The organism is Polyangiaceae bacterium (genome assembly GCA_015075635.1).
In the GTDB taxonomy this organism is placed as follows: domain Bacteria; phylum Myxococcota_A; class Polyangia; order Polyangiales; family Polyangiaceae; genus JADJKB01.
In genome coordinates this window covers 65,137-89,859 of sequence record JABTUA010000001.1, presented here as the reverse complement: position 1 = coordinate 89,859, position 24,723 = coordinate 65,137, and the positions used below count along the sequence as shown (strand labels likewise).

Below are 24,723 nucleotides of genomic sequence, written 5' to 3'. Positions count from 1 at the left end.
CGATGTCGCGCCGGAAATTGCGCGGTTTTGCGCAGCGACTCCCTCCGACGCGGTCGTGGCACGCGTGTTGCCGTTCCCCGGCTCGAGGAGTGAAGCCATGGATCGCGCGACCGTATCGAATCGAGTAGCGCTCGCAGCATTCGCGTTGGCACTCGGCGGCTGTGGGGAAGCGAACGTTCCGGAGAGTGGGACGGGCGGTTCGGCCGGTGCCGGTGGCTTCGCCGGCTCGACCGCCGGTGGCGGTAGCGCAGGCACGCCAGACGGTGGCAACGGTGGCAACGGTGCCAGCAGTGGCAGCGGTGGTGCCAGCGGTGGTGCCGGCGGTGGTGGCGGTGGCAGCGGTGGCAGCGCAGGCGCGCCGCCCTTCGCCTGCACGAGCAGCGGCGACTCGATGAAGATGGTCGCGGTCCCCGCGGGGGACTTCATCATGGGCTGCAACGCCGCGCTCGACCAGGACTGTTCCGACGACGAGAAGCCGATGCGCACGGTCAAGCTCGCCGCGTTCGAGATCGACGAGACCGAGGTCACTCAAGACATGTACGCGGCGTGCGTCATCGCGGGCGCCTGCGACCCGCCGAGCTGTGCTTGGGACTGCAACAAGAAGGACTACGCAGCGAGCTGCATCGACTGGGGCCGCGCCAAGATGTACTGCGCGTTCGCCAAGAAGCGCCTGCCCACGGAGGCAGAGTGGGAGAAGGCCGCGCGCGGCACCGACGGACGCAAGTACCCCTGGGGCAACTCGGAGCCCAGCTGCGAGCAGGCGAACATGTCGGGCTGCGGCGAGAAGGCCAAGCCGGCGGGGTCCCTGCCCAAGGGCGCGAGCCCCTACGGCGCCCTCGACATGTCGGGCAACATGGTGGAGATGCTGGCCGACTGGTACGACAAGGCCTACTACCAGACCGCGCCGAACGTGGATCCGAAGGGCCCGCTCAAGGGCACGACCTACGTGGGACGCGGAGGCGGCTACAAGAGCACCGCGGTGTGGATGCGCGCGTCGTCGCGCGACTGGTACGACACCTACGACCTGGGCGACCGGCTCGGATTCCGCTGTGCCAAGTGAAGCGTCAGTCTTCCGCCGGCTCTCGCGACAGCGCCTCGCGGAGCCGCGCCAGGAGGTCGCGAGCGCTGCTCCGAGCGACGAACCACGCGGCCATCACGTAGGCGAACGCGCCGGCGGCGATCTCGAGCAGGAGCGAGACGAGCGGTGGAACGCCACCCGTCGTCCCGAGTACCCGGCGCACGCCCAGCGTGGCGACCACCAGGGGAACGCAGGCCAGGAGCGCCGGCACCAAGCTGGCGAGCGAGCTCCCGAGCGGGACGCCGTCCAGCTTTCGGACCAGCGCGAGCGAAGCCAGGGCGTGCAGCCCGAAGACGATTCCGACGGAGGTACAGGCCCAGAGCGGGCTCTGGCGTCCGATGCTGGCAAGGGCACCCACCAGCAGCGCGAGCTTGGCGAGCTCGAGCCACATCAGAGGCAGCGGGCGGCCGAGCGCCTGCACGTAGGAGGAGATGACCCAGCCCACGGGACGCATGACGCTGAGCAGCGAGAGGATCAAGAGCATCGGCGCCACGGGCTGCCAGCGTGCGTCGAAGATCGTCCCCACCAGCGTCGGCGCGATCACGCCGAGGCCCACGGCCAGGGGGAACACCAAGAGCGCGAGCAGACCCAACGCGCGGACCAGGGCCGCGGGCCGGCGCGCGGGATCCAGCCGGGCGAACGAGGGAAGGAGCACGTCCCCGATCTGCTCGCCGACGTGGATCGCCGGGACGTCCGCCAGGTTGTACGCGAGGTTGTACATGCCTGTCACCGACGGGCCGAAGAAGCGCGACACCAACAGGTTGTCCCAGCGCCGCGTCGCGAACGACGCCAGTGCCCCGACGGCGACCGGCACCCCAAAGGCGAAGAGCTCTCTCAGCATCGCCAGCGACAGTCGATGCGGCGCCAGCCAGGCGCGCCAGCCCATGGCGCCGGCCGCCAGCACGAGGCGCAGCGCCGAACGCACGATGTTCCCCCACACCAGCGCCGCAGCGCCGAAACCCGCCATCGCCAACCAGATGCAGGTGCTCGTGTGCGCGATCTCGGACACGGTGCGCAGCGCGCCGATGGTTCCGAAGCGCAGGTCCCGAGCCAAGAGGCGCTCCGGAACGAAGCTTGCGCGGTCGAGCAGACCAGCGACGCACAGGCCGGTCAGGAAACGGGTCATCCCTGGTGCGTCCAGGCCGGGACCGATACGCGAGCCCGTCGCGAGCAGCACGGCCAGCGCGAGCACGCCGAGCCCCACGTGCACCAGGTTGGCGTGGAACGCGGCGCTCTGCGGCGCGTCGGGCTTGGCGACCAGGTACTGCCCCAGACCGAGCGTGGAGAGCTGGTTCGCCGTCATCACCAGCACGGCGGCGACGGTGACCTCGCCGTAGTCCCCCGGGCTGACGTAGTGGGTGACGACCAGCGTGCCGATCAGGCCGAACGCGCGGGAGCCCACGCCCGCCAGGATGGTCCAGAGCGCGCCGCGCACGGTGTCTCGGACCAGAGTCACTTCACCTCCGTGGGTCTAGGGGACGAGCACGGTGTCACCCGGGCGGATGACGATGTCGGCCTCGGGCCGCTCGCCGGTCAGGATGCGGTCGTAGTCGATGGGGATGCGCACGGGAGGTGCGCCCAGGCGGGGGCGGATCACCACCGTCTCGTCGGTCGAACCGAAACGATTGGGCCCGCCCGCGAGGGCGATGGCCTCGGAGACCGTCACGTAGTAGCGGGGCGTGAACATCCCGGGGCGCTCCACGTTGCCGGCCACCGTGAAGCGATAGCTGTTCACCTCGACCACCGCCACCGTCACGATTGCGTCCTTCACGAAGGCTGCCAGACGCCGTACCAGTTGCTCCTGCACCTCGGCCGCCGTGCGACCGCCAGCTTCCAGCTCGCCGATCAGCGGCACGGTGATCTTCCCGTCGGGTCGCACGGTGGTGTCCGTGGAGAGCGAAGGGTCTTTCCAGACGGTGACGCGAATCACGTCCGACACGCCGATGCGATAGGCACCCTGGCGCGGATCGTTGACCGACCACGCGGCGTAGTCGACTCTGGCTTCACGCGCCCCGCACGCCGACGTGCCGGCGACGCACAGGATCACGAGCCCTATCTTTGCCAGCCAAACGAGCGGATCCATCTGACGCGTCTCCGCTCGCCACCCTAAGTCCGTTCCGCCATGTTCGCCATCCCAGGCATCGTCTTGCTCGTCGCCGCCATCTACGCGCGGCCGCAGGAAGTGTTCACGTCGCTTGCCAACGTGCCGCTCCTGTACGTGGCGTTCGGCCTGGCGGTGTTCGGGCTGGTGCTGGATTTGCGCTTGGGGATCACCCGCCTCCGCTGGTCGCCGCTCGACCCGTGGGTGTTCGGGTTCCTGCTCTGGGCGACCTTCACGGCGCTGATCCGCTCGCCCGGCAGCGTCCCTGCGCAGGCCCTCGAGCTGTCGGTCTGCGCCGCGCTCTACCTCTTGATCGCGCACGGAGTGCAGACTTTTCGCGGTCTCGGGATCGTCGCCGGCAGCGTGCTGGCGATGGTGGTCCTGGTGTCCGTCGTGGCCGTCGAGCAGAAGCTCGAGCCAACCGGCTGCATTCAGATCGACGAGACGGTGCCCGGCGACACCACCACCGGCACACACGACGGCCGCTGGTGCAACGTCGCCCGCGACTGCTACCTGGGCGACGCAGAGCCGGGGGCCCAGTACATGTGCGAGCACGTCGGCTGGTTCGGCACGACGACGGTCGGCAAGGGGCGCATTCGCTATCGCGGCGTGCTCCAGGATCCCAACGAGCTGGCGCTCGCTGCCGGCGTGGGTCTGCCGCTGGCGTTCGCGCTGGGCTTCGCCCGGCGCCGTACGCTCGGGGGCCGTGCGCTGCTCGCCGCGGTCTTCGTCCTGGTCTTGGTGTGCGCCATGCTCACGCGCTCGCGCGGCGGGCAGCTGGTGTTCGTGGCCGTGTTGGCCGTGCCGTTCGCGCGTCGCTTCGGCGTCCGCGGGCTGGTGCTCGGCGCGCTGCTGGCGACACCGCTGCTGTTCCTCGGCGGGCGCGCCGGGGGCGAGGCTCAGACCTCCAGCGTGGAGCGCGCCGATTGCTGGGCGGAGGCGCTGTCGATCTGGCGGGCGCACCCGCTGCTCGGCGCGGGGCTCGGGCAGTTCGGGCGCTACCACTACCTGACCGCCCACAACTCGTACCTGCTCGCCCTCGCCGAGCTCGGCTTCCCCGGCATGCTGCTGTTCAGCGGCCTGGTCTACACGAGCGCCAAGATCCCTTACCGAGCGTGGCGGCACACGGAGGACGCAGAGAGCGCGCAGGCGGCCGACGGCGCGGTTCAGCTCGTGCGGCCCTGGTCGATGGCGCTGCTCGCCGCCTTCGCCGGCCTGTCGGTGGGGATCTTCTTCCTGTCGTTCGCCTACCATTACGTGTTCTGGATCTTCGTCGGGCTCTCTGGAGCGTTCGCCGCGGCGATCCGCCGGCACGATCCCGATGAGTCTCATCACTTTGGCTGGCGCGACCTCGGGATCGTCGTCGCGGGGAGCGTGGCGATGATCGGGACAGTCTGGCTGTACACGCGTAGCGTGTTGTGAGCGTGGCACGGCTGATGCTTCGGGAGTCGGCATGCTCCGGCGCTCCTGGCGCATGCTGGCGCTTCTTCTGGCGCTGCTCCCGACCCCTTCGTGCAAGCGCTGCGCGGCGGACCGTGCGACGGCGCCGGATCCCGCCGAGCTGAAGGGGCCGCCGGTGGCGCTGGCCGCGCCGAAGCTCTCGGCAGCCAGCGGTACCAAAGGCCCCGGGCGCATCGTGCTCGACGCTGCGGCGCTCGAGCGCCTGCGCCAGGCGGCGAAGAGCAAGAGCGCGGCTTGGGTTCGAGTCGAGGCGCGCTGCGACGAGGCCGTGCGCGAGAAGCTGCGCTCCGGCTACCAGGGGTTCGAGTGGGCCGACGCGGTGGCGAACCTGTCCTTGTGCTGGCACGCGAGCCAGGACGATCGCCACGGCGAGGCGGCGGTGCGCTACGTCCGCACGCTGCTCGACGATCGCTACGAGGTCGGGGATGGCAAGGGTGGCGAAGGCGTGGTGCGACACGACTCGGGCTACGGGATCCGGACCTTCGGCACCTACACGGCGCTCGGCTCCGACTGGCTGCGCGGCGCGCCGGGCATGGACGCCGCGCTGCGCGCGCGCATCGTCGAGCGGCTCTCGCAGTGGCTCGACTGGTACGCGCGCGACGGGTACCTGAACGACCACCCCTTCGCGAACTACTACTGGGGCTACTTGTCGGCCCTCTCCTTCGCGGGGCTCGCGCTGGCGGGCGAGGCGAGCGTCGCCGACAAGTGGCTGGAGAAGGCCCGCTCGGAGCTGGCGGACAAGGTGCTGCCGCGCTTCCGCGACCAGCTGTCGGGCGGCGGGTATCCGGAGGGCTGGCAATACGGCGAGTACACCAGCGTCGAGATCGCGCTGGTGGCTCTGGCGTTCCGCACCGGCGCAGGTATCGACGTGCCTGCCGCGATGCCGTGGCTCGCGGACGTCGTGCCACATCACGTGCACGCGCTCCTGCCCGACGAGCGCTCGGTCTACGACGGCGGGACCTGGGGCGAGCACCCAGCGGCTCCTTCTGCGCTCGCGCTCTCGGCGGTGAGCCTCGCGCTCCAGGGTACGAACGACACACGGGCCGCCGAAGCCCGCTGGCTGGTCGACCACGTCCTGCCACCGCTCACGCGCGAGCAAGCCTGGCTGGGCCTGCTCGCGAGCCGCCCGGACGCACCAGCACGCGACCCGCGCCAAGGCCTTCCGACCAGCCATCACCTGCCCGGACAAGGACTCAGCTTCGCGCGCAGCGACTGGTCGAAGTCCGCGGTCTGGGCGTCGTTCCAGGCCGGGCCGTTCCTCTCGCCGGACCACCAGGACAAGGACCAGGGGCACTTCGAGCTCTGGCGCGGCAGCGACGCGCTGCTCGTGGACGGCGGCGATTCCGAAGGCGCCGCCACCATCAACCACAACACCCTGCTGATCGACGACGGCGGTCGGGCCATGAACTACCCGCCGAACCAGGGGGTGTGGGGCCGAGCGGTGAAGACCAGCCGCTTCTTCGACGACGGACGGGTGGTGCTCGCCGTGGGAGAGATCGGCGACGCTTACCTACCCAAGTGCGTCACGGAGGGCTGCAAGAAGCGCTCGGTGGAGCGCCTGACGCGCTCCTTCGTCTACGTGCGTCCCGCGCTACTGGTCATCGACGATCGCCTGGAGCTCGAGCGGCCGAGCATCGGTGCCGCCTGGGCCGCCCACGTCACGCGGAGCCCGAGCATCGCCGGCGAGCTGATCAGCGCGACGGTCGGTGAGTCGCGGGTGGACATCCGCATGCTGGAGCCGGAGGTGGCCGAGCGCGTGGCGCTGAAAGAGCCCACGGCCAGCAAGGACGGCCCTCACGAGAAGAGCTCGCCTTGGGGGCCGATGTGGCGCATCGAGGTCCGGAGCGAGAAGCTCGAGCGCGAGCGCGGCTTTTTGGCGTTCATCACCGCGGATCGCAAGGACGCCGCGCCGCCTCCGGCGCGCCGGGTGCGCGGCGACAAGCTGCGGGGCGCGCTCGGGCAGAGCGCCGGGGAGCGCGTCGCGGTGCTCTTCGCCGAGGCCGGATCGGCATCGGCGGATCTCGGTGCACCTGCCGATCTGGTGGTGATCGCCGGGCTCGAACCGGGGCGGCGCTATCGGATCGCGGAGGAGCGCAAGGCGGGCTGCGCGCTCTCGCTCAGGCTGTCCGAGGACCCGTCCGGTAGGGCGGCGGGAGCCGGGGGCTTCGTGCGGCTCGAGACCGCTCCGTGCAAGGAGTGACGGAGATGCGTGCGCTGCTCGTCTCGTACGCCTTCCCTCCAGTGGGTGGCGCCGGCGTCCAGCGCATGTTGAAGCTCGCGAAGTACCTGCCGGAGCACGGCGTCACGCCGACGGTGCTCACGGTGAAGAACCCGTCGGTTCCGCTGCTCGATCCATCCCTGCTCAGCGAGCTGCCGGCCGGGCTCGAGGTGGAGCGCGCGCGGACTCTGGAGCCGGCGTACGCGGCGAAGGCCCTGGCGTGGAAGGCTCAGGCGGCAATCGAGCCGAGCCTCTCCTCGCGCTCGACCACGCGGGCCGCGCGGGCGGTCAAGTCGCTGCTGGTGCCGGACCCGCAGGTCTTGTGGTTGCCCGGAGCGGGCCTCGCAGTCGCAGCTCACCTCTTGCCGCGGCGCTCGCTGGACGTGGTGCTGGTCAGCGGTCCGCCATTCTCGTCGCACCTGCTCGGTCTGCTCGCTCGGCTCCGGCCGGGTGTGGGCGTGGTGCTCGACTATCGCGACGAGTGGACGACCACCCGGCGCGTGTACGAGATGGCGGGCTCGGCGGCCTTCGACGCAGTCCTGGAGCGGGCCTGCCTGCACGCCGCGCACCGGGTCACGACCGCTACCGAGGCCTTCCGCCGAGAGCTGCTCGAGCGCTTCGGGTTTCTCGCGCCCGAGAACGTCGTCACCATCGAGAACGGCTACGATCCGGCGGACCTCGAGCTCGAGCCGCCCGCCCGAGGCAGCGAACGCCTGGTCTTGACCTACACCGGGACGGTCTTCCGGCTGACCAGCGCCGAGGGTTTCATCGAGGGCGTGCGCCGCCTCCACCAGACGGAGCCGGAGCTCGCGCGGCTGTTCGACATCCGCTTCGTCGGCCGCATCGTGGACACCGAGCAGCGCCACTTCGAAGGCAGCGAAGCGCTCGGTATCCAGCGGCTCGGGTACGTTCCGCACGCGCGCGCCGTCGAGGAGCTGGCCCGTTGCCACGTCGCGCTCTGCCTGCTCGACGCCTGCGAAGGCGCCGAGCGGATCTACCCCGCGAAGATCTTCGAGATCCTCGGGCTCCGGCGTCCGTGCTTGGCGCTCTGTCCCGAAGGCGCGTTGGCGGAGCTGGTGCGAAGCCAGCAGCTAGGCGAGGTCGTGCCTCCGCGCGACGCCGAGCGCATCGCGTCGGCGCTTGCCGGGCTCGCACGGAGATTCCGAGCCGGAGAGCTGCCTTCGGAGAGCGAGCCGCTCGAGCCGGAGCGTTTCGACCGCCGCCGCCAGGCGGGGCGATTTGCCCGCGTCCTGGAGAGCGCAGCGGTTGCCGGACGCTCGAGTCGGCACGCAGCGGTAGCAGACTCGCGTGGACTTGGGCAGTCTTGGCACAACCAGATCGCGATCGGCAGGAGTGGCCAAGACCCACGGGAATGAAAGTGCGAAATCCGAGCTAGTACCGCTTGGTCAGCGTGAGCACGTTCGGCTTGCCCGAGCCGTTCCCGACTTCGTAGCGCACCTCGTCCATGAAAGAGCGCACGATGAACAGCCCCATGTGGGATTCCGGCAGGTTGGGCAGCGTGGCCGCCGTGTCCGCCAGGAGGTCGAAAGATTTGCCGGTGTCCGCCAGACGCAGGACCAGGCCGCTTTCCTCGATCTGGATCTCGATCTCGACGTTCCCCGCCACGCCGCCGGCGTACCCGTGGATGGCGATGTTGTTGAACACTTCACCAACCGCAGACACGACCTCGTTGTCGAAGTCATGATGCTCGGAACGGCCCGTTTCTTGCGTCTTTGCCCGCTGTGAGCGCAGCAGCTTGCAGCTCGAAGCGACGACCCGGAGCACGAGGTCTCGATGCGGCAGCGTTCCGGGAACTGAGAGCCGAATCATGACGACCTGGTCATCGGAGCTATCTCGACCCCAACCATCGGCACGAGCACCCCGGACGAGCGCTCGTCACCGCAGCATTCCGCTTTCGGTCCGGGTCGTCAAGCGCAGCATCGACGTCGCGTTCGGGCTCTCGGGCATGCTGCTGATGGTGCCCATCGCGCCGCTGATCGCGCTCGCCATTCGGCTCGAGTCACCGGGACCCGTGCTCTACCGCCAGAAGCGCGTCGTCGCGGTGACCCGCCGGGATCCCCACGGACACTTGACGTTCAGGCAGTTCGACATGCTCAAGTTCCGCACCATGCGCGTGGACGCCGAGTCGGCCACCGGCGCCGTGCTCGCCCAGGAGAACGACCCGCGCGTCACCCGCATCGGCAAGTTCCTGCGCAAGACCCGGCTCGACGAGCTCCCGCAGCTCTGGCACGTGCTCCGGGGTGACATGAGCCTGGTGGGTCCACGCCCGGAGCGCCCGGAGCTCCTGGAGAACCTGGCCCTGGCGATCCCGTTCTTCGAGGAGCGGCTGCACGACACCAAGCCCGGCCTGACCGGATTCGCCCAGGTATCGCTCGGATACGCCGGCAGCATCCCAACCGACAGCCCGCTTTCACCCTGGGCGCAGACCCTCGTGGATCCGTTCCACCTCCACCTGTCGCAGCTCTCGCTGGCGGACGACATGCGGGTCAAGCTCCTCTACGACGTCGCGTACGCGACGGCGCTCGAGAGGTTCTGGACGTACCTGAGGCTCGAGCTCTGGATCATCGTCAAGACCCCCCTGGTCATGCTGAGGGGCGTGGGGCGCTGAGCGAGGTGCCCTGATGCGCGTCGCCCACGTCCTCTCCTCGTTCGAGCTCGGCGGGCAGGAACGCGTCGCGCTCGATCTGTGCAGGGCTCAACGCGCGGCGGGACACGTGGTGCTGGCCGTGTCGCTGGCGCCGGCGGAGGGCGGCGCGCTGGTGAGCGCCTTCCGCGCCTCGGGCGTCGAGCTCGAGCACGTCGGTCGGCGCGACGGCTTCGATCTCGGGCTGGTCCCGCGCCTGGCGCGGCTGCTCCGGCAGAGGCGCGTTGACGTGGTCCACACCCACAACCCACGGGCGCTGGTCTACGGCGCGCCGGCGGGGAAGCTGGCGGGCGCAGTGGTGATCCACAGCAAACACGGCGTGAACCCGGATCCGCCGCGCCGTCGCCTGCTGCGCCGGGCTGCCGCGCACTGGGTCGACGCCTACGTGGCCGTGGTGGAGTCCTTGGCACGCATCGCGGAAGAAGAGCGCGAGTGCGACCCCGAACGCTTGCACGTCGTGGCGAACGGCATCGACCTGTCTCGGTTCGCGCCGGACCCAGCGGCGCGTCGCGCGATCCGCGCCGAGCTCGGTATCGCCGACTCGGCCTGGGTGATCGGCACAGTGGGGCGGCTGGCTCCGGAGAAGGACCACACCTTACTCGTCCAAGCGACGGAGGCGCTCCGCAGCACGGACGTCCAGGTGGTGATCGTCGGCGACGGGCCCGAGCGCGCGCGGCTCGAGGGCGCTCGCTTCGTACACCTGCCGGGCTCGAAGAGCGACGTCCCGCGCTGGCTCGCCGCGTTCGACGTGTTCGCGCTCTCTTCGAGGTCGGAGGGTCTGCCGCTCGCGCTGATCGAGGCCATGGCCACGGAGTTGCCCGTCGTCGCCACGCGCGTGGGCGGCGTGGCCGATCTGGTCGAGGACACGGTCTCCGGCTGGCTCGTTCCGGCGGGTGACGCCGCCGCGTTCGCGTCTGCGCTCCGGGCGTTGTCGGACGATCGCCCTCGGGCACGCGGCATGGGCCGTGCGGGTCGCGCGCGCGTGCTAGAGCGGCACTCCGCCGAGCGCATGGCGCGCCAGTACGACGGGCTCTACCGGATGTGTATCGCGCGGCGCAGGCTGCGACACGCCCGCGTGCGCGGAGGAGGGCTGGTAACGTGAACGCCACGCTGCTCTCGCTGCTGGGTGTCGCCCTGATCGCGATCATCGCCTACACCTACCTGGGCTATCCGCTCGGGGTGGCGCTCTGGGCTCGGTTGTTCCCCCGGGTCGTGCTCCGGCGGGAGGGATATCAGCCGAGCGTGAGCATCCTGCTCTCGGTGGCGAACGGCGCCGAGCACTTGCCGGACAAGCTCGCCAGCTTGAGCGCCCTCGACTACCCGGCTGAGCTCTTGGAGATCCTGATCTGCTCCGACGGGTCGAGTGACGCGACCAGCGCCATCGTCCGGGCAGCCGCGGACCGGGATCCGCGGATCCAGCTCTTGGAGAACCCCACGCGGCTCGGCAAGCCGTCGGCGCTCAATCGTCTGCGCGAGGCCTCTCGGCACGAGGTGCTGGTGCTGACCGACGTTCGTCAGCCGATCTCGTCGAACGCCGTGCGCGAGCTGGTCGCTCCGCTCGGAGACCCGAGCGTCGGCTGCGTGTCCGGCAACCTGGTGCTGGACGGCGCGACCGGCGCCGGGGCGTACTGGCGCTACGAGCGCTTCATCCGCGGCTCGGAGGGACGCCTGGGCAGGATGGTCGGCGTGAGCGGTGCGCTCTACGCCGTCCGCCGCGCGGACTTCCCGAGCCTGCCCCCCGACGTCATCCTCGACGACGTCTTCGTCCCGCTCAGCGTGGCCTTGAAGGGCAAGGGCGTGATCTTCGTGGACTCGGCCCAGGCCTTCGACCGAGCCCTCGACGACGAGCACGAGTTCTCGCGCAAGGTGCGCACGCTGGCGGGCAACTTCCAGCTGGTCGCGTTGATGCCGGCGCTCTTGTGGCCGGCGAGCCAGCCTTGGTTCACGCTGCTGTCGCACAAGCTGCTCCGGCTCTTCTGCCCGTGGGCGCTCGTGCTCCTGTTCTTCACGTCGCTGGCGCTCACGCTCGGCCCGGCGCGGGCGCCGGCCGTCTGGCCCGCGCTACTGCTCTTTCAGATCGCGTTCTACCTGCTCGCCGCCCTCGGCGGCCGGGCTGGCCGCGTCGGCTCCCTGGCGCGCACGTTCGTGGTGCTGAACGTCGCTGCCGTCGTCGGCCTGTGGCGATTCGCGCGAGGACGCCAAGCCGTCACCTGGTGAAGGGTTCCCTCCGGTCGCAAAAGGCTCTAATCCATGGGCACCCCCATGTTGCCCGCGGTCACCATCGTCCTCGCGACCTCGAACGAGGGCAAAGCCTCGGAGCTCCGGTCCCTGCTCGCCGACCTGCCGGTGCAGCTGGTGACCACCGCCGAGGTGCTGGGTGAGAAGCTCTCCTTGCCGGAGGACGGCGACACCTTCGAGGCCAACGCGATCCAGAAGGCCAAGGCCATCTGCACGGCCACGCGCATGATTGCCCTGGCGGACGACAGCGGTCTGGAGGTGGACGCGCTCGGCGGGCGCCCGGGCGTGCGCTCCGCCCGCTTCGCGCACGATCGTGCCACCGACGCGGAGAACAACGCGGCGCTGCTCCGGGCCCTCGAGGAGGCGGAGCGTGACGAAGAACGAAGCGCGCGCTTTCGCTGTGTGCTCGCGCTGGCCAGCCCTTGGCTGGGCGACGAGGTCAAGACCTCGGAAGGGCGAGTCGAGGGCGTCATCGCCCGGGACCCACGCGGCAGCGGCGGCTTCGGCTACGACCCGCTCTTCCTCGCGACCGAAGCGGAGGGCCGGGCCATGGCCGAGCTCAGCGAAGAAGAGAAGAACCGCATCAGTCATCGCGCCCGCGCCGTACGCGCGCTGCGACCCGTGCTGATCGCGGTGATGAACGCCCAGCTCGACGAGGCCGAGCGCATTGCTGGCTGAGCCTCAGTCCACCTCCACCATCTGAACCCGATCGATCCCCTGCTCGGGATCGACGTCCACGACCAGGAAGTGCCGGCCCACCTTGTCGAAGCGCTCCGGGATCGCGCCGCCGCCGCCGGAGATGTAGGCCGGGATGCCGGCGTTGTCGAAGGAGTAGTAGCTGTGGATGTGACCGTACAGGGTCAGGTCCACGCTGCCCTTGGCCAGCCGCGTCAAGAGCTTGGCCGCCTCGTTGCGGCTGGCAAACGAGCCGTTGCGCACACCCACCGGATCGACCGGCGGGATGTGCATGGCGACGATGTGTACGGAGCTCTTGCCCTTGCTCAGCCAGTCGTCGAGCCAGTCGAAGACCAGCGGGTCGATGCTGGCGCTGGCGGAGTCCAGCATGGAGAAGCGCACGCCCCTGAAGACGAAGCTGAAGCTCGCGCGCCCGTACCAGTCCTGGTAAGCCGGCCCGTCGTCGCCGAGCTCGTGGTTGCCGAGCGTCGTGTAGTAGGGCACGTCGAGCGACGCGAGCTCGGTCTTGAAGCGGTCCAGCTCTTCGGGGCTGCCTTGCTGAGTGAGGTCCCCGGCGCCGAGCAAGAAGCGCACTTCCGGCACCTGGTTCACCTTCTGGTAGAGGTCATGGACGTCGTCGATGGCCTCCTGCACGTCGCTCATCACGGCGAAGCGCCACTTCGCGCGGTCGTCCCGATCCGGCGAGGCCAGCGTGAGCTGAGTGCGAGCGCCAGCCGGGAGGCTCACCCGATACATCTTGCGAGTCGGGAGCTTCTGCTCGAGCAACACGACCTGCGCCCCCGGACCGCTGAGCTCGACGTCGGGCAGCACGTTCTCCAGGCTGACGGTCCAGTCGGTGGGCGCGCTCGGCTCGGTGTCCAGCGTGAGCTGCCAGGCTGGGGCGCTGCTCCAGAGCACGAGCTCTCCGGCGTCGAGCCGGCGCACCGCCGCGAGCCCGTCCGAGACCTCGAGCCGGAGGCCGTGGCCCTCGGCCTTGCCGACCTCGAGGTCGCGCTCGGCTCGCTCCTCCGTGGGTCGCACGCAGCCGCCCGCCAGGGAGAGCCCGACCGAGAGCGCGAAGGCGATGTGTTTGGTCAGTGTGTTCATCTCACTCCTTGTCGGAACAGAAACGAGGCGCCCCCCACCCAGGCCGAGCCCACCTGGCCCTCGGCGCGGAGGCCCCAATGCCCCCAGAACCAGCGGGCGTCGAAGCCCAGGTGCCCGGCCACTCCGCTGCCCAGACCCGGCAGCTTGAGCCCAGCGGCGTAGTCGTCGTGGCGGTGGTCGTAGAAGAGCTGCGCTTCCCCGGAGCTCTCCCCGCGCCCCAGATAGAAGCCGAAGGCGAAGCGTGCCAGCAAGAGATCGTTGATGTCCGGCTCGATCTCCATGCCGGGCACGCGGTACTCGAAGCGCTGCAACCCGAGGCCGAAGCCGCCCTCGACGAAGGAGCCGGTCAGCGCGGCGTCCCACCTGGCGAGGTCGCGCCGCGCGTTCAGGGACACCTCGCCGGTCGTCACCCGGAAGCCGTCCGAGTCGAAGCGGTGCTGCGTCAGCGCGGCCTCCAGGTCCACGAAGCTACCGTCCGCCGCGGCCTCTGTGGGCCGCGGTCCCGAGAGGCGATAGCCGCCCAGGACGCGCACCCGTGCGTGCTCGTCGTCCAGGGCGAACCATCCACTTGCGGCGAGGCGGAAGGCGGAGAGCCGCAGGTCCACGCTCTCGACCAGGAAGTGGCGGTAGCGAAACTGCGGGTCGTACACGTAGCGGTGCCCGAGCTCGCTGACCAAGAGCGGCGCGTAGCGGGGCGCCGCGCCGCTGCCCTCCGGGTAGGCCACCGTGCCGTAGACGTCCGCGGCCCAGGGCAAGAAGAAGAGCCCGCCGCCCGCGATGACGGCGAGCGCCAGGGGGCCGACCAGGTAGCGGCTCGCCCCGGTCACGGCGAGCCCGGCGAGCCCGCCGACCATGGTGCCGAGGCCCGCGGCCTGAGTCAGGGCCAGGCGCCGGCCGGTGTCGCTGCGGCCCGCGGCCACGTGTCCGGCGCCGTGCACCAGCGCGCCGGGGCCCACGGCGACCGCGGTGTCCAGCGCGCGGCGCGCCGGATCGAGGGAGCTCTCGTCCCGCGGCTCGGGCGCGGCCTCGCTAGCGGGCTCGACGTTGCTGGAGCCCGGTTGCCACTCGGCCTCGGCGAGCCCCGGATCGGCGCGGCTCCCGCTCGCCAGGCACAGCACGAAGGTCGCGGCCGCGAGCGGTCGGCTCCCAATCACTCGCGGGAACCTAGGGCACGGGGCGCGAAATGGCGATGGGTCAGCGCTTGCGATGAAATGGCGAGTCAGCCTTCGCCGGGCGGGATGTCGAAGTGCCCGCCCAGATGGAAGGTCAGCCACCCGTGCCCGGCGGCTTCGTCGCCGGGCAGGAACGGGTCGCTCTTCTGACCGTTCGCGCGCTCCAGCTCGCCGCCGCCGAACGCGCCGGCACCGAGGCTGACCATGGGTGAGAGCGAGAAGAACGTGGTGACGCGGATGTCGGCGCCGAGCCCGATGCGGAACTCGAGCGGAGCCTCGTACATCCGGAGCTGCGTCCCGTCCTCCCACTCCGCGTTGAAGCGACGCCAGCCCAGGTTGATCTCGGTCAGGAAGCCGACCTTGTCGGCGTTGGAGGAGAAGCGCAGTCCGATGGCGTAGTAGTCCGTGCTGGCCGAGGTCTGCTCGCTGGTGACGGCCCAGGCGTTGCTGGCCGCGTCGGCGTCGCCCGTGCCCAGGCTGGCGTGCTCCCAGGTGAAGAACACGTTGTAGTGGCGGCTGAAGCGGGCGCCGATGTCGAGCTCGAACAGCGGGCCGCTCGAGGCGTACTCGCTCCACTTCACCTCGTCGTAGCTCTGCGGAGCGACGCGCCGCGCGAGCAGGTTGCCGAAGGGCACGAAGTAGCCGACGCGTCCACCCAGCCAGAACGCCGTCTTGGGCGCGCGGTGCCTGGGCTTGGGCGGTGGCGGCGGTTCCCAGACCGGGGCGGGCCCGTAGTAATAGCCGCCGGGTGGGGGCGGCTCGTAGGTGCCGGGCGGCGGGGCGCCCTGGCCGGGCGGACCCGCGGGCTCGGTGTAGTACTGTGGGGGCGGGCCCCCCGGCGGTGGACCACTCGGGGCCGGCGGCGGCTCCTGTCCCTGAGCCCCGGCGAAACCGGGCGCAAAAATCGCGGCAAGCAGCAGAGCGAAGGCACTCCGTCTCATTGGGCGGAGGATAGCATCAGCCTTTCGGCGCGGCGCGTCGAGGCGGCGTTGACCCCCGCTGCCGCTGCGTGTTAATCGACCGCCGCTCCCGGTGATTCGGGGGTGTTTTCTTCGCTCCGCCTCGGGTGGAGCGGCCCTCCTGAAGGGGGGCTTTGGTGAAGCAAAACTGGAAAGGTCTCGGTACCTACGGGACGGTCGGGCTCGAGCTGGCGCTCAGCGTGCTGCTCGGCCTCTTCGTAGGGAGTTGGCTGGATCGGAAGCTCGGCACTCGCTGGTTCGCTCTGGTGGGTTTCGGCTTCGGTCTCGCCGCCGGTGTCCGAACGCTCTGGCGAGCCCTGCGCCAGGCCAACGAGGAGGCCGACCGCTTGGACCGCGAGGAGCGCGAAGCCAGGAAGAAGTTCGATGACGACGACCCTGACCCACACTGAGAAAGACGGCAGCATGGCGCGCGCCATGTGGGCCGTGGCGTTGGTTGGCGTCGCGACCACGGTCGCCGCCGCGTTCTTGGGTGGAGCGCTCGCGGCGCGCAGCGTCGCGCTAGGCGCCGCGGTCGCCGCTGCGAACCTCTGGGTCATCACCGTGGTCGTCCGCGGCATGCTCGGCGGCAAGCAGAGCCGCGTGCCCTGGCCGCTCGTCGCGGTGCTCAAGATGGGTGCCTTGTTCGGGGGGCTGTATCTGATGCTCGAGGGCGGCTGGGTCGATCTGCTCCCGCTGCTCGCCGGCTACGGAGCCCTGCCGCTCGGCATCGTCGCCGGGCAGGCTGGCGCTCCCCGCCCCGTCGAAGAGGAAGGCTGAACCCATGCCCGAACACGCCTCCTGGCTCACGCTGCTCCTGGCTCACGTCAAGGACACGCTCTCGCACAACGCGGGCGCCATCGGCGATTCCTTCGTCGGCAACCACCACCCGACCTGGCAGAGCTTCGAGCCCATCACCGCCTCGTTGATCGTCGCGGTCCTGGTGGTGCTCGTGGCCGCCAACGTGAAGGCGCGGCTGGCGAACGCGAACGAAGCCGTCATCCCCGACGACAGCCTGACCCTGCGCACCTTCATGGAAGCCTTCCTCGGCTACTTCTACGACCTCGCCAAGAGCGTCATGGATGCCGAGCGCGCCAAGAAGTACTTCCCCATCATCGGCACCGCGGCGACCTTCGTGTTCTTCTCGAACATCATGGCGCTGATCCCCGGGCTGCCGGTGGCTACCAGCAGCCTGAACGTCACGCTCGGTTGCGCGCTGGTGGTGTTCATCTACTTCAACATGGTCGGCATCCAGTCGAACGGCATGGGCTACATCAAGCACCTGATGGGCCCGAAGTGGTGGCTCGCGCCGCTGATCCTGCCCATCGAGCTGATCTCGCTGTGCGTGCGCCCGGTCACGCTCGCCGTCCGCCTCATGCTGAACATGGCGGTGGACCACTTGATCCTCGGCATCTTCCTGGCGCTGGTGGCCGTGTTCGTCCCGCTGCCGGTCATGGCCCTGGGCATCGTCGTGGTCATCGTCCAGACCCTCGTCTTCACCCTGCTCACGAGCATCTACATCGGGCTCGCGACGGAGCACGAAGAGCACCACTGATTTGCTGGATTTCCGGAAAGATTCGGCTTAGAGCCGCCCCGCCCCCAAAAAGGAGACTCGAGTAATGTCCAAGAAGAAGCTGGCGCTGGTCGTCGCGTCGCTCGTCACCCTGTTCGCTTCGAGCGCGTTCGCCCAGGACGGCGGCGCCGCCGCCAACAAGTTCTCGGCGCAGTCGATGGCCGCCCTCGCGGCCGGTCTCGCGATCGGTCTCGCCGTGCTCGGTGGCGCCTTGGGCCAGGGCCGCGCCGCGGCCGCCGCGCTCGAGGGCATCAGCCGCAACCCCGGCGCCGCGGCCCGCATCCAGACCCCGATGATCTTGGGTCTGGCGCTGATCGAGTCGCTGGTGCTGTTCGCCTTCGCCATCGCGTTCTTGCTCCAGGGCAAGGTCATCTGAAGGTTCCCCGACACCGCTGGCGGAGTAGTGGCGGCGCGGGGTTGGGGACCCCGCGCGGGGTGTGGGGAGTGAGCCCCACGGCGAATGCCGGCGAGACCGGCGCGTGCCGTTCACCGGTCTCGACTGTCGCGGGGCGCTGTCGGTTGGTGCGAAAAAGAGTGATCAGGCAGGCTTTCTCGCCGGTGCGATCGCGAGGTCGCGCCGGCGAGCGTTTCTCGTCGCCTCACTTCTTCAGCCGAAACGCGCGACCCGCGTCGAGCAGCATGTGTCCGCCGAGCAGCAACGCTGCCAGGGCGATGAGCACGTAGCCGACGATTTCGCGCCCGGAAGCGGCGAGCCAGGCGCCGCCGAGCACCAGCGCCGAGCCGATCAGCGCGGCGAAGAGCCGGCGTCCCAGCCGATCCGCCGCCTTGCCGGTGCCCGGATCCAGGGTGTGGATCTTGAGCCGGCCCAGGCGCAGGTCGTCCAGCACCTCCTGGAGCTGCTGCGGCATGTTGTAGGTCGCGCCGGACAGCTTCTCCAGGCGGCGCAGGAGCTCGTTGCCCAGGCGCTCCGGCGAGTAGCGCTTGCGCAGGATCTCGACGAACAGGGGCTTGGCTTCCTCGAACACGTCCAGCTCGGGGTCGATCTCCTTGCCGACACCCTCGACGGTCATCAGCGCCTTGCCGACCAGCATGAAGTCGGAGGGGATCTCCAGGCCGTACTTGGTGGCGCCCTGCACCAGGTCGCGGATCATGGCCGAGAGCTCGATGTCCTTGAGCTGCTTGCCCAGGTACTTCTCGCTCAGCATGCCCACCTCCGCGCGGTAGGCGTTCATGTCGATCTTCTTGGTGGGCGTGCCGATGGCGTACATCGCGTCGGCGATGGCCTCGTAGTCGCGGCGCACCGCGCCCACCATCACGTCCACGGTCAGGTCGCGCATGCGCGGTGACAGGCGCCCGACCATACCGAGATCGATCATCACCAAGATCGGGTCGTCGTCGTGGCCGAGCACCATCACGTTGCCCGGGTGCGGGTCGGCGTGGAAGAAGCCGTCCTCGAAGATCTGCTTCACGATCACGTCGAGGGAGATGCGCGCGAGCTTCTTCCGGTTGTAGCCGGCCTCGAGCGCGTCGTAGACCTTCTTGCCCGGGATGAACTCCAGCGTGAGCACGTGCTTGCTCGACGCCTGCTTGTAGACCAGAGGGAAGCGGACGTTGCGAAAGCCCTCGAAGTTCTGCGCGAAACGCACCGCGTTGTCGGCCTCCGTGGCGAAGTCCAGCTCCGCAGTGATGGCCTTGTCGAACTGCTGCACCAGCCCCACCGGGTTGTAGATCTTGCTCTCGGGGATCGTGCGCTCCACCAGCGCCGCGAACGTGTGCAAGAGGTCCAGGTCGCTGGCGATGGTCTCGGCGATGCCGGGCCGCTGCACCTTGACCACCACGTCGCGCACGCCGTCGTCGGTGCGGAGCACGGCGCGGTGAACTTGCGCGATGCTGGCTGCCGCCAGGGGCTTCTCGTCGAAGCTCTCGAACACGTCGCCGAGCTCCGCCCCCAGCGAGCGCTCGACCTGCTCCTTGATCTGGTCGAACGGGACCTCCGGCACCGAGTCCTGGAGCTTCTTCAGCTCCGAGAGCAGGTCCGGCGGCAGGACGTCGGCGCGGGTCGAGGCGATTTGCCCCAGCTTCACGAACGAAGGCCCGAGATCTTCGAGCACGCGCCGGGCGCGCACCGCCGTCGAGGTCTCCTGCCGCTCCTTCTGCCCGCGCGCCTCGTCCTCGGCGCTGATCTCGTCGTCGGGCGGGACGCTGTCCTTGGCCTTCTTCGGCCGCCCGAAGCCGATACGCCGCGCGATCTCGCCGAAGCCGTGGCGGACCAGCACCAGGGAGATCTGACGGACCCGCGCGATGTCTCGGGCGGCGTGGACGATGGAGACCATCTTCAGTCGTCGCCGATTTGGCTGAGCCCGGCCGAGAGCTGAGACTTCAAGGCGACCAGGTCGAAGCCACCCGGGCGGTTCGACGGCGGGCCGCTGCGCAGGCCGAGCGCGACGCCCTTGGCGCGATCCCTCGCGATCTGCGACAGGCCCAGGCGATCGCCGAGGAGCGCCAGCGTCTTCTCCTCGTCCGCGGTAGTGGCTCCGTCCAGCGTCGCGATCCAGACGGCCGCCGCGTAGGTGAACAGCCGAGTGTGGCGGTTCATGCGCAGGGTCTCCACCTCGTCCAGGGAGTACTGACGCCCGAGCGCCGCCTCCATCACCTTGGTGTCGTCGGCGTTCAGAGCGAGCTGCTGCGCCGCTCCGCGGATGCCGGCAGCTTCGGCGGGATCGACCTTGCCGTCGGCCCACGCCATCGCCACCAGTGCGAGCACCGTGTCGCGGCCGATGTCGAAGCTCATGGGGCGAATAGTAATGCCAAACTACCGCTCAGCGCACCCGAATCAGGGTGCCCCGGTCGTACGCCGTGGGCAGCGCCGCGGTCCAGCCGGCGGGCAGGTGCGGTCCCGTCCAGTTGAACAGACGCTGTGCGTCCAGTGGGGTCAGGTTCACGCAGCCGTGGCTGCGCACCCGCCCGAAGGAGCGGTGCCAGAAGGTGCCGTGCAGGCCGTAGCCCTTGTCGAAATACATCACCCAGGGCACGTCCTGGATGGCGTAGTAGCGGCTCGCCTCCTCGTCCTCCAGGTTGTCCATGTCGCTGGAGAGGAGCTTCACCCAGATGCGGTGGGTGCCGAGCGGCGTGGCCTGGACGCTCTTGCCACGGCCTTTGCCGGTCGAGACGAGGGTGGCGAACACCGGACGCTCGCCCTCGTAGGCGGTCAGGACCTGGTTCGGGATGTCCACGTCGATCCAGCGCTCGCCGGGCGCGGCTTCACCGGGCAGGGGCGCGGGCGTCGGCGCCCGCACGTCGCGATCGCTGACCCAGCGCCGCTCGCCGATGCGGAACCAACGGCGGTCCTTCTTCACGACCGTCTCGAGCAGCGCGAGCTGCTCCCACTGCGGGCGCACTTCCGACGAGAGGCGCGTGCCGCCGGGCTTGTCGTAGACGTCGGCGTGGTCCTCGAAGACCCAGGCCACGTTCAGCGACCCGTCCGTGAGCTCTGCACCACGCAGCGGCAGCGCGCGCGCGGGACCCAGATCGCGCATCGGGATCCAGAGGTTCTTGCTGGTGAAGCCGAACGGATCGCCGCCGCGCTTCGCGACGCTGAGCACCGCCACGGAGAAGCCCGGCTCGAGCTCGGCGTCCGGCTCGCTCTCCTCGGCCACCGAGAGCGTGCGGTAGCCGAGCGCGCCGTTCCGGCCGACGAAGTGGTAGCGATAGGGCAGCCCCTCGGGCATCGAGATGGGATCGCGCCGCGCTGCCACCGGAGCGTCGCTCGAGAGCCGGACGCGATCCTGACACACCCAGGCCAGGGGCCCGACCATGAGCCAGAAGCCGCGACAGCCCGCGCCGCGCTTGGCGGCGAAGAGCGGCAGCCTCGCGCCCATCTCCGCGGAGCCGCGCCGCGCTGCCTGGGGGCCGGCGCGCACGAAGAGCGGCTCGTCCTTCTCGGGGATCTCCACGCTGGCCACGGCGGTGGCGATGGGCACGCCGCCCTCGATCCACGGCAGCGGCTCGGCCCGCGCCGGGCACGCGAAGGTCGCTGCAAAGAGCACGGGCGCGAGTCGGCGCATGTCTGCCTCGAGTCTAGCGCCGGCCGACGGCCGGCAAGAAGTTTCAGCCCAAGAGCCGCTCGAGGCTCGGCAGCGGAACGCCCTCGCGGCGGCCGAGCTCCAGGATTTCAGCCCCCAGTACGCGGTGCTGCTCGCCGAGCTTGTCGCCGAAGTGCGAGTCCACGAACTCGGTCGCTTGGGGCAGCACCTTGCCGAGCAGCGCGAACGCGGCGCGCAGCGTGCGCGGGGTGACCGCGCGGAGCACCAGGCCCAGGGGGGCGTCGATGCTGCCGATGCGCCGCGCGAGCACGAACGCCTCGCGGGCCGCGCGAGCGCCCAGCTCGGCGAGGGCTTCGTCGCGAAGGAGCTGCTCGACCCCGCCGGCACGGCTCACCGCCACCGAGATGGGGAAGAAGGCCAGGGTCGTCGCCGGGTTCTTCTGCCGCACGTCCCGCGAGAGGCGGGCGGGCAAGCCCGAGCGCCGGAGCGCCGCGACCAACGCGGCGGTCTCCGGCGCGCCTGCCTCGAACAGGCTGGGCGAGGCGCGGAACGCCCAGTACTCGGCGGTGCCGTCGGGAAGCGCGCTCGCCGCCAACGTCGGCATGGCGACCCAGACGCGGCCGTCCACCCAGCCGCTCACCCGCGCGAGCGTCAGCGGCAGGAGCGGCGTGAGCGAGATCAGCGGGACCCGAGGCCCCGCGCGGAGCAGGCGCTCGATGCTCGCGTCCAGCTGATCCACCCGCACCGCCAGGAGCACGACGTCCGCGTCCGTGGGTATCTCGGCGCGACGCTCCGGCGCCGAAACCCGCCGCCGCCGCCGGTCGCCGTTGCGGCGTTCGATCACGAACGCGCCGGTCTCGCTCGTGCGCGCGGCACGCACGACGAAGCTCACGCGCTCGCCGGCGTCGGCCAGGTGGACGCCGTACACGCGCCCCAGTGCGCCGGCGCCGATGATCGCGACGTGCACGCGCCGCCCTTCCGTCAGGCGTAGCTGAAGCGGAGCTCGTGGTCGCAGACCTTGAACTGGTCGCCGTCGTTGATCACTTTGCGCTGCACGCGCTGGCCGTTGTACTCGACGCCGTTGGTCGAGCCCATGTCCACGATGTAGTACTGGCCGTTCAAGTACTCGACCATCGCGTGCTGGCGCGACACGTTCGGGTCCTTGATGGTGAGATCGCTCGACTGCTTGCCGCGACCGATGATGAAGCGGTCCTTGGTGATCGGGAAACGTTCACCCGCGTAGTAGATGTTGAGCGTGCCGTAGGACTGCGCGGCCGGCGGTGCCGGGGGCGGCGGCGGCGCCGAGCGCGGCATGGGCGGCGGCGGCGGCGGCGCGGCGCCTCGGCCCATCGAAGGCGGGCCGGGCGGCGGCGGGGGGCGGCGGCGGTCCACCGCGGAAGTGTTGCTGCGGTGGACCGGGCGGCGGCGGCGGCGGGCCGGGCGGCATCGGGGGCGGTCCTGGCGGCGGCGGCGGTCCCGGCGCACGGCGGGCCACCGAGCCGCTGGTTGGCGGAGGAGGAGGCGGCGGCGCGCCCGCCGTGGAGGGGAACGCTCCGCGCGGCGGGGGAGGCGGCGGCGGGACAGAGGCGCGAGCCTGGGGGGGAACCGGCGGCGGGGGCGGCGGCGTCGGCGCGACCGAGGGGCGCGCCGATTGCCCGCCGGGTAGGGGGGGACCGCCAGCGGGCGGGGTGGCGGAGGCGGGGGCGGGGCGCCCATCGTCGCCGGGACCGCGGTGCTGCTGTAGCCGCGCTGCCGCGCGTACTGCTTCATCGCGTCGTTGATCAGGTAGTCCACCGAGCACTCGAGCTCGCGGGCCATTTGTTCGAACTTCTGCCAGAGCGACTCCCGACACTGAAACGTGCGCGGAGCCTTCTTGTTCGGGTCCGACGATTCCATCACTTGCCCTTGGTCTCGTCCTTCTTGCCCACCGGGCGCTTCTCCATCGCCGGCTTCACGCAGTACTGGACGAACTCCCCGACGGTCTTGACGTCCTTGATTTCCTGGCTCTTGCCTTCGCCCACGGCGCACTGCCACTCGCAGTCGGCGGCGCCTTCCTTGCAGCCTGGCACCTTGTCCCGGTCGCCGATGAGCCCTTCGACCTTGCCGAGGTCGGGCTTGCCGCCCCACTCGTAGTAGTAGCCCAGGGCGCTGAGGCGCACCGGAGTGGCCTGGTTGCGCTCCATGTACTTGGCGACCAGGCTCTCGGGCTTGTCCTTCCCCTTCATCTCGCCGATCAACGCGCCGTAGCGCAGCGGCTCGGTGATGGCCATGTGGCGCACGGCTCCGAGCTTGCCCATGAACTCGCCGAGCTGGGACGTCTCGCTCATCTTGAGCACCAGCTCCGCGGCGACCCAGCGGATCTTCCAGTTGTCGTTGGAGAAGAGCCCGTACAGCCGATCGACCACCAGCTTGCGCGGCAGCTCGCCCACGCGCTTGAGCGCCAGGTCCCGCACCGTGTCCGGGGTGTCGGTTCCCGCGGCGATGTCGAGGATGGTCGCGACGTGGTTCGGCTTGTTCTTGTCCAGGTTGCCTTCGAGGGCCGCCAGGGCTGCCGCGCGACGCTTCTCGTTCTTGTCGGTCTTGGCGAAGTCGAGCAGGAAGTCCACCGCCGGCGCCTGCCCGACCTTCTTCATGGAGGCGAAGACGCGGAGCAGCTCCTCCTCCTGGTACTGGTCCAGCTGCGCCTTGAACTGCTCCGGCGTGGGGTTCAGCTTGCTGGCTTTGTTCGCCGCGTCGACCAGGGGCTCTTTCTGCTTGATCCAGTGGTCGGAGGCGATGTCCTTGGCCACCACCACGAGCGCCTGGCTCGCTGCCTCTTTCGTCTTCGTGTCGCCGATCTCAGAGACCAGATCGGCCATGCGATCGAGCTTCTTCGCGCCGGGCACCATCTGCTCCGGCAGGCGCACGACGCCTTCCGCGCCCAGCTCGCGCAGCACCTGCTCGACGCCGTAGAGCTGCGACGACTCCTCGAGCCGCTCGGCGAAGTTGGTCATCGACCATTCGGCCAACGCCGCGCGCAGGCGCTTCTTGTTCTCGTCGTTCTGCATCAACACGCCCTCGTTGTGCGTGAGCAGAGCGAACGCAGCGTCCTTGAACTCGAAGCTCGGATCGGCGGGCGCCGGCTGTCCGGCTTGTGCCTTGGGCGGCGCCTTCTTCATCTCCTCTTCGAGCTTCGGCACCATCCGAGTCACGATCTTCTCGCGACTCGCCGGCGGCAGAGACTCGAGCGCGCCGACCAAGCCCGGCTGGTCGTCTTGCCCCAAGATGCCGATGCGGCGGCCACCGCGCGCCTTCATGCGCACCATGCCCATCGCGGCCTCGACGCGAAGCTCGGTGGGGTACTTGTCGTGCGTGAGCACCGCGACGAGCTTTCGCGGACCCTGCGCCGTGGTCGTCCATCGGTCGATGTCGTCGTTCGTGGTTCGGCACCCCACCGAGGCCGAGCCAATCCCGATCGTCACGCCGAGGGTCGCCG

Annotated in this window: 23 protein-coding genes and 1 pseudogene; 12 read left to right on the top strand and 12 right to left on the bottom strand. The window is 70.0% G+C overall.

The genetic code is table 11. The annotated features are described in order from the left end of the window. Positions 1-97 precede the first annotated feature (97 nt). On the top strand, positions 98-1,060 hold the full coding sequence (locus HS104_00390) for an SUMF1/EgtB/PvdO family nonheme iron enzyme (GenBank protein ID MBE7478440.1): 963 nt from the start codon (positions 98-100) through the stop codon (positions 1,058-1,060). A gap of 4 nt (positions 1,061-1,064) precedes the next feature. Here HS104_00390 and HS104_00385 read toward each other — a convergent pair whose 3' ends face one another. After that, complete coding sequence (locus HS104_00385) at positions 1,065-2,534, bottom strand: oligosaccharide flippase family protein (protein MBE7478439.1); 1,470 nt, start codon at positions 2,532-2,534, stop codon at positions 1,065-1,067. 15 nt (positions 2,535-2,549) lie between these two features. After that, positions 2,550-3,161: a polysaccharide biosynthesis/export family protein gene (locus HS104_00380; protein ID MBE7478438.1), complete on the bottom strand. Its 612-nt coding sequence runs from the start codon at positions 3,159-3,161 to the stop codon at positions 2,550-2,552. Between the two features lie 39 nt (positions 3,162-3,200). Here HS104_00380 and HS104_00375 point away from each other — a divergent pair, with 39 nt between their 5' ends. The 3 genes from HS104_00375 to HS104_00365 are packed head-to-tail and all read left to right on the top strand — an operon-like array spanning position 3,201 to position 8,234. Then, positions 3,201-4,601, top strand: coding sequence for an O-antigen ligase family protein (locus HS104_00375; protein MBE7478437.1), 1,401 nt, complete (start codon positions 3,201-3,203; stop codon positions 4,599-4,601). Positions 4,602-4,632: 31 nt separating this feature from the next. After that, positions 4,633-6,840 carry a heparinase II/III family protein gene (locus HS104_00370; protein MBE7478436.1) on the top strand — a complete coding sequence of 736 codons (2,208 nt, stop codon included), beginning with the start codon at positions 4,633-4,635 and terminating at the stop codon, positions 6,838-6,840. A 5-nt stretch (positions 6,841-6,845) separates the two neighbouring features. Further along, positions 6,846-8,234 (top strand): glycosyltransferase, encoded by a 1,389-nt coding sequence (locus HS104_00365; GenBank protein ID MBE7478435.1) that lies wholly within the window; start codon positions 6,846-6,848, stop codon positions 8,232-8,234. 16 nt (positions 8,235-8,250) lie between these two features. Here the strand turns inward: HS104_00365 and HS104_00360 are convergent, their stop codons facing one another. Beyond that, entirely contained in the window at positions 8,251-8,643 is a 393-nt protein-coding gene (locus tag HS104_00360; GenBank protein MBE7478434.1) for an ATP-binding protein, read from the bottom strand. A gap of 43 nt (positions 8,644-8,686) precedes the next feature. Between HS104_00360 and HS104_00355 the strand changes: the two genes are divergently transcribed. Genes HS104_00355 through rdgB form a run of 4 tightly spaced genes read left to right on the top strand, consistent with a single transcriptional unit; the run spans position 8,687 to position 12,439 of the window. Next, entirely contained in the window at positions 8,687-9,487 is an 801-nt protein-coding gene (locus tag HS104_00355) for a sugar transferase (protein ID MBE7478433.1), read from the top strand. Between the two features lie 13 nt (positions 9,488-9,500). Further along, positions 9,501-10,625, top strand: coding sequence for a glycosyltransferase (locus HS104_00350; protein MBE7478432.1), 1,125 nt, complete (start codon positions 9,501-9,503; stop codon positions 10,623-10,625). Positions 10,626-10,642: 17 nt separating this feature from the next. Continuing rightward, the gene (locus tag HS104_00345) at positions 10,643-11,740 is read left to right on the top strand and encodes a glycosyltransferase family 2 protein (protein MBE7478431.1); all 1,098 of its coding nucleotides are present in this window, start codon (positions 10,643-10,645) and stop codon (positions 11,738-11,740) included. 45 nt (positions 11,741-11,785) lie between these two features. Continuing rightward, entirely contained in the window at positions 11,786-12,439 is a 654-nt protein-coding gene (gene rdgB / locus HS104_00340; GenBank protein ID MBE7478430.1) for an RdgB/HAM1 family non-canonical purine NTP pyrophosphatase, read from the top strand. Between the two features lie 3 nt (positions 12,440-12,442). Here rdgB and HS104_00335 read toward each other — a convergent pair whose 3' ends face one another. From HS104_00335 to HS104_00325, 3 genes and pseudogenes are all read right to left on the bottom strand, one after another. After that, on the bottom strand, positions 12,443-13,543 hold the full coding sequence (locus HS104_00335) for a metallophosphoesterase (GenBank protein MBE7478429.1): 1,101 nt from the start codon (positions 13,541-13,543) through the stop codon (positions 12,443-12,445). Then, a complete protein-coding gene (locus HS104_00330) occupies positions 13,540-14,697 on the bottom strand; it encodes a hypothetical protein (protein ID MBE7478428.1) in 1,158 nt (385 codons plus the stop codon). Before HS104_00330 ends, HS104_00335 begins: the two co-directional genes overlap by 4 nt. A 719-nt stretch (positions 14,698-15,416) precedes the next feature. After that, positions 15,417-15,512, bottom strand: a pseudogene (locus HS104_00325) (DUF4190 domain-containing protein). A gap of 299 nt (positions 15,513-15,811) precedes the next feature. On the opposite strand from HS104_00325, the gene HS104_00320 reads away from it, so the two are divergent. The 4 genes from HS104_00320 (at position 15,812) to HS104_00305 (ending at position 17,620) form a co-directional block, all read left to right on the top strand. Next, entirely contained in the window at positions 15,812-16,084 is a 273-nt protein-coding gene (locus tag HS104_00320) for an AtpZ/AtpI family protein (GenBank protein MBE7478427.1), read from the top strand. Beyond that, entirely contained in the window at positions 16,059-16,451 is a 393-nt protein-coding gene (locus HS104_00315) for a hypothetical protein (GenBank protein MBE7478426.1), read from the top strand. The genes HS104_00320 and HS104_00315 overlap by 26 nt, the downstream gene beginning before the upstream one ends. Positions 16,452-16,455: 4 nt before the next feature. After that, on the top strand, positions 16,456-17,226 hold the full coding sequence (gene atpB, locus HS104_00310) for a F0F1 ATP synthase subunit A (protein MBE7478425.1): 771 nt from the start codon (positions 16,456-16,458) through the stop codon (positions 17,224-17,226). A gap of 64 nt (positions 17,227-17,290) precedes the next feature. Beyond that, on the top strand, positions 17,291-17,620 hold the full coding sequence (locus HS104_00305; GenBank protein ID MBE7478424.1) for an ATP synthase F0 subunit C: 330 nt from the start codon (positions 17,291-17,293) through the stop codon (positions 17,618-17,620). 223 nt (positions 17,621-17,843) lie between these two features. Here HS104_00305 and HS104_00300 read toward each other — a convergent pair whose 3' ends face one another. From HS104_00300 to HS104_00275, 6 genes are all read right to left on the bottom strand, one after another. After that, positions 17,844-19,538, bottom strand: a complete 1,695-nt coding sequence (locus tag HS104_00300; protein MBE7478423.1) for a hypothetical protein — start codon at positions 19,536-19,538, stop codon at positions 17,844-17,846. A gap of 2 nt (positions 19,539-19,540) precedes the next feature. Next, positions 19,541-19,996, bottom strand: coding sequence for a TerB family tellurite resistance protein (locus tag HS104_00295; protein ID MBE7478422.1), 456 nt, complete (start codon positions 19,994-19,996; stop codon positions 19,541-19,543). A 28-nt stretch (positions 19,997-20,024) separates the two neighbouring features. Further along, entirely contained in the window at positions 20,025-21,269 is a 1,245-nt protein-coding gene (locus HS104_00290) for a L,D-transpeptidase (GenBank protein ID MBE7478421.1), read from the bottom strand. A 43-nt stretch (positions 21,270-21,312) separates the two neighbouring features. Beyond that, positions 21,313-22,215: an NAD(P)-binding domain-containing protein gene (locus HS104_00285; GenBank protein ID MBE7478420.1), complete on the bottom strand. Its 903-nt coding sequence runs from the start codon at positions 22,213-22,215 to the stop codon at positions 21,313-21,315. 14 nt (positions 22,216-22,229) lie between these two features. Next, a complete protein-coding gene (locus HS104_00280) occupies positions 22,230-22,640 on the bottom strand; it encodes an FHA domain-containing protein (GenBank protein ID MBE7478419.1) in 411 nt (136 codons plus the stop codon). 503 nt (positions 22,641-23,143) lie between these two features. Next, positions 23,144-24,682 carry a hypothetical protein gene (locus HS104_00275; GenBank protein MBE7478418.1) on the bottom strand — a complete coding sequence of 513 codons (1,539 nt, stop codon included), beginning with the start codon at positions 24,680-24,682 and terminating at the stop codon, positions 23,144-23,146. Between the last annotated feature and the right edge of the window lie 41 nt (positions 24,683-24,723).

Coding starts and splice junctions, on each gene's coding strand:
- HS104_00350 (MBE7478432.1), top strand. CDS start 9,501: ATGCGCGTCGCCCACGTCCTCTCCTCGTTCGAGCTCGGCGGGCAGGAA.
- atpB (MBE7478425.1), top strand. CDS start 16,456: ATGCCCGAACACGCCTCCTGGCTCACGCTGCTCCTGGCTCACGTCAAG.
- HS104_00300 (MBE7478423.1), bottom strand. CDS start 19,538: ATGGTCTCCATCGTCCACGCCGCCCGAGACATCGCGCGGGTCCGTCAG.
- HS104_00290 (MBE7478421.1), bottom strand. CDS start 21,269: ATGCGCCGACTCGCGCCCGTGCTCTTTGCAGCGACCTTCGCGTGCCCG.
- HS104_00305 (MBE7478424.1), top strand. CDS start 17,291: ATGTCCAAGAAGAAGCTGGCGCTGGTCGTCGCGTCGCTCGTCACCCTG.
- HS104_00380 (MBE7478438.1), bottom strand. CDS start 3,161: ATGGATCCGCTCGTTTGGCTGGCAAAGATAGGGCTCGTGATCCTGTGC.
- rdgB (MBE7478430.1), top strand. CDS start 11,786: ATGTTGCCCGCGGTCACCATCGTCCTCGCGACCTCGAACGAGGGCAAA.
- HS104_00355 (MBE7478433.1), top strand. CDS start 8,687: ATGACGACCTGGTCATCGGAGCTATCTCGACCCCAACCATCGGCACGA.
- HS104_00315 (MBE7478426.1), top strand. CDS start 16,059: ATGACGACGACCCTGACCCACACTGAGAAAGACGGCAGCATGGCGCGC.
- HS104_00335 (MBE7478429.1), bottom strand. CDS start 13,543: ATGAACACACTGACCAAACACATCGCCTTCGCGCTCTCGGTCGGGCTC.
- HS104_00365 (MBE7478435.1), top strand. CDS start 6,846: ATGCGTGCGCTGCTCGTCTCGTACGCCTTCCCTCCAGTGGGTGGCGCC.
- HS104_00390 (MBE7478440.1), top strand. CDS start 98: ATGGATCGCGCGACCGTATCGAATCGAGTAGCGCTCGCAGCATTCGCG.
- HS104_00370 (MBE7478436.1), top strand. CDS start 4,633: ATGCTCCGGCGCTCCTGGCGCATGCTGGCGCTTCTTCTGGCGCTGCTC.
- HS104_00375 (MBE7478437.1), top strand. CDS start 3,201: ATGTTCGCCATCCCAGGCATCGTCTTGCTCGTCGCCGCCATCTACGCG.
- HS104_00295 (MBE7478422.1), bottom strand. CDS start 19,996: ATGAGCTTCGACATCGGCCGCGACACGGTGCTCGCACTGGTGGCGATG.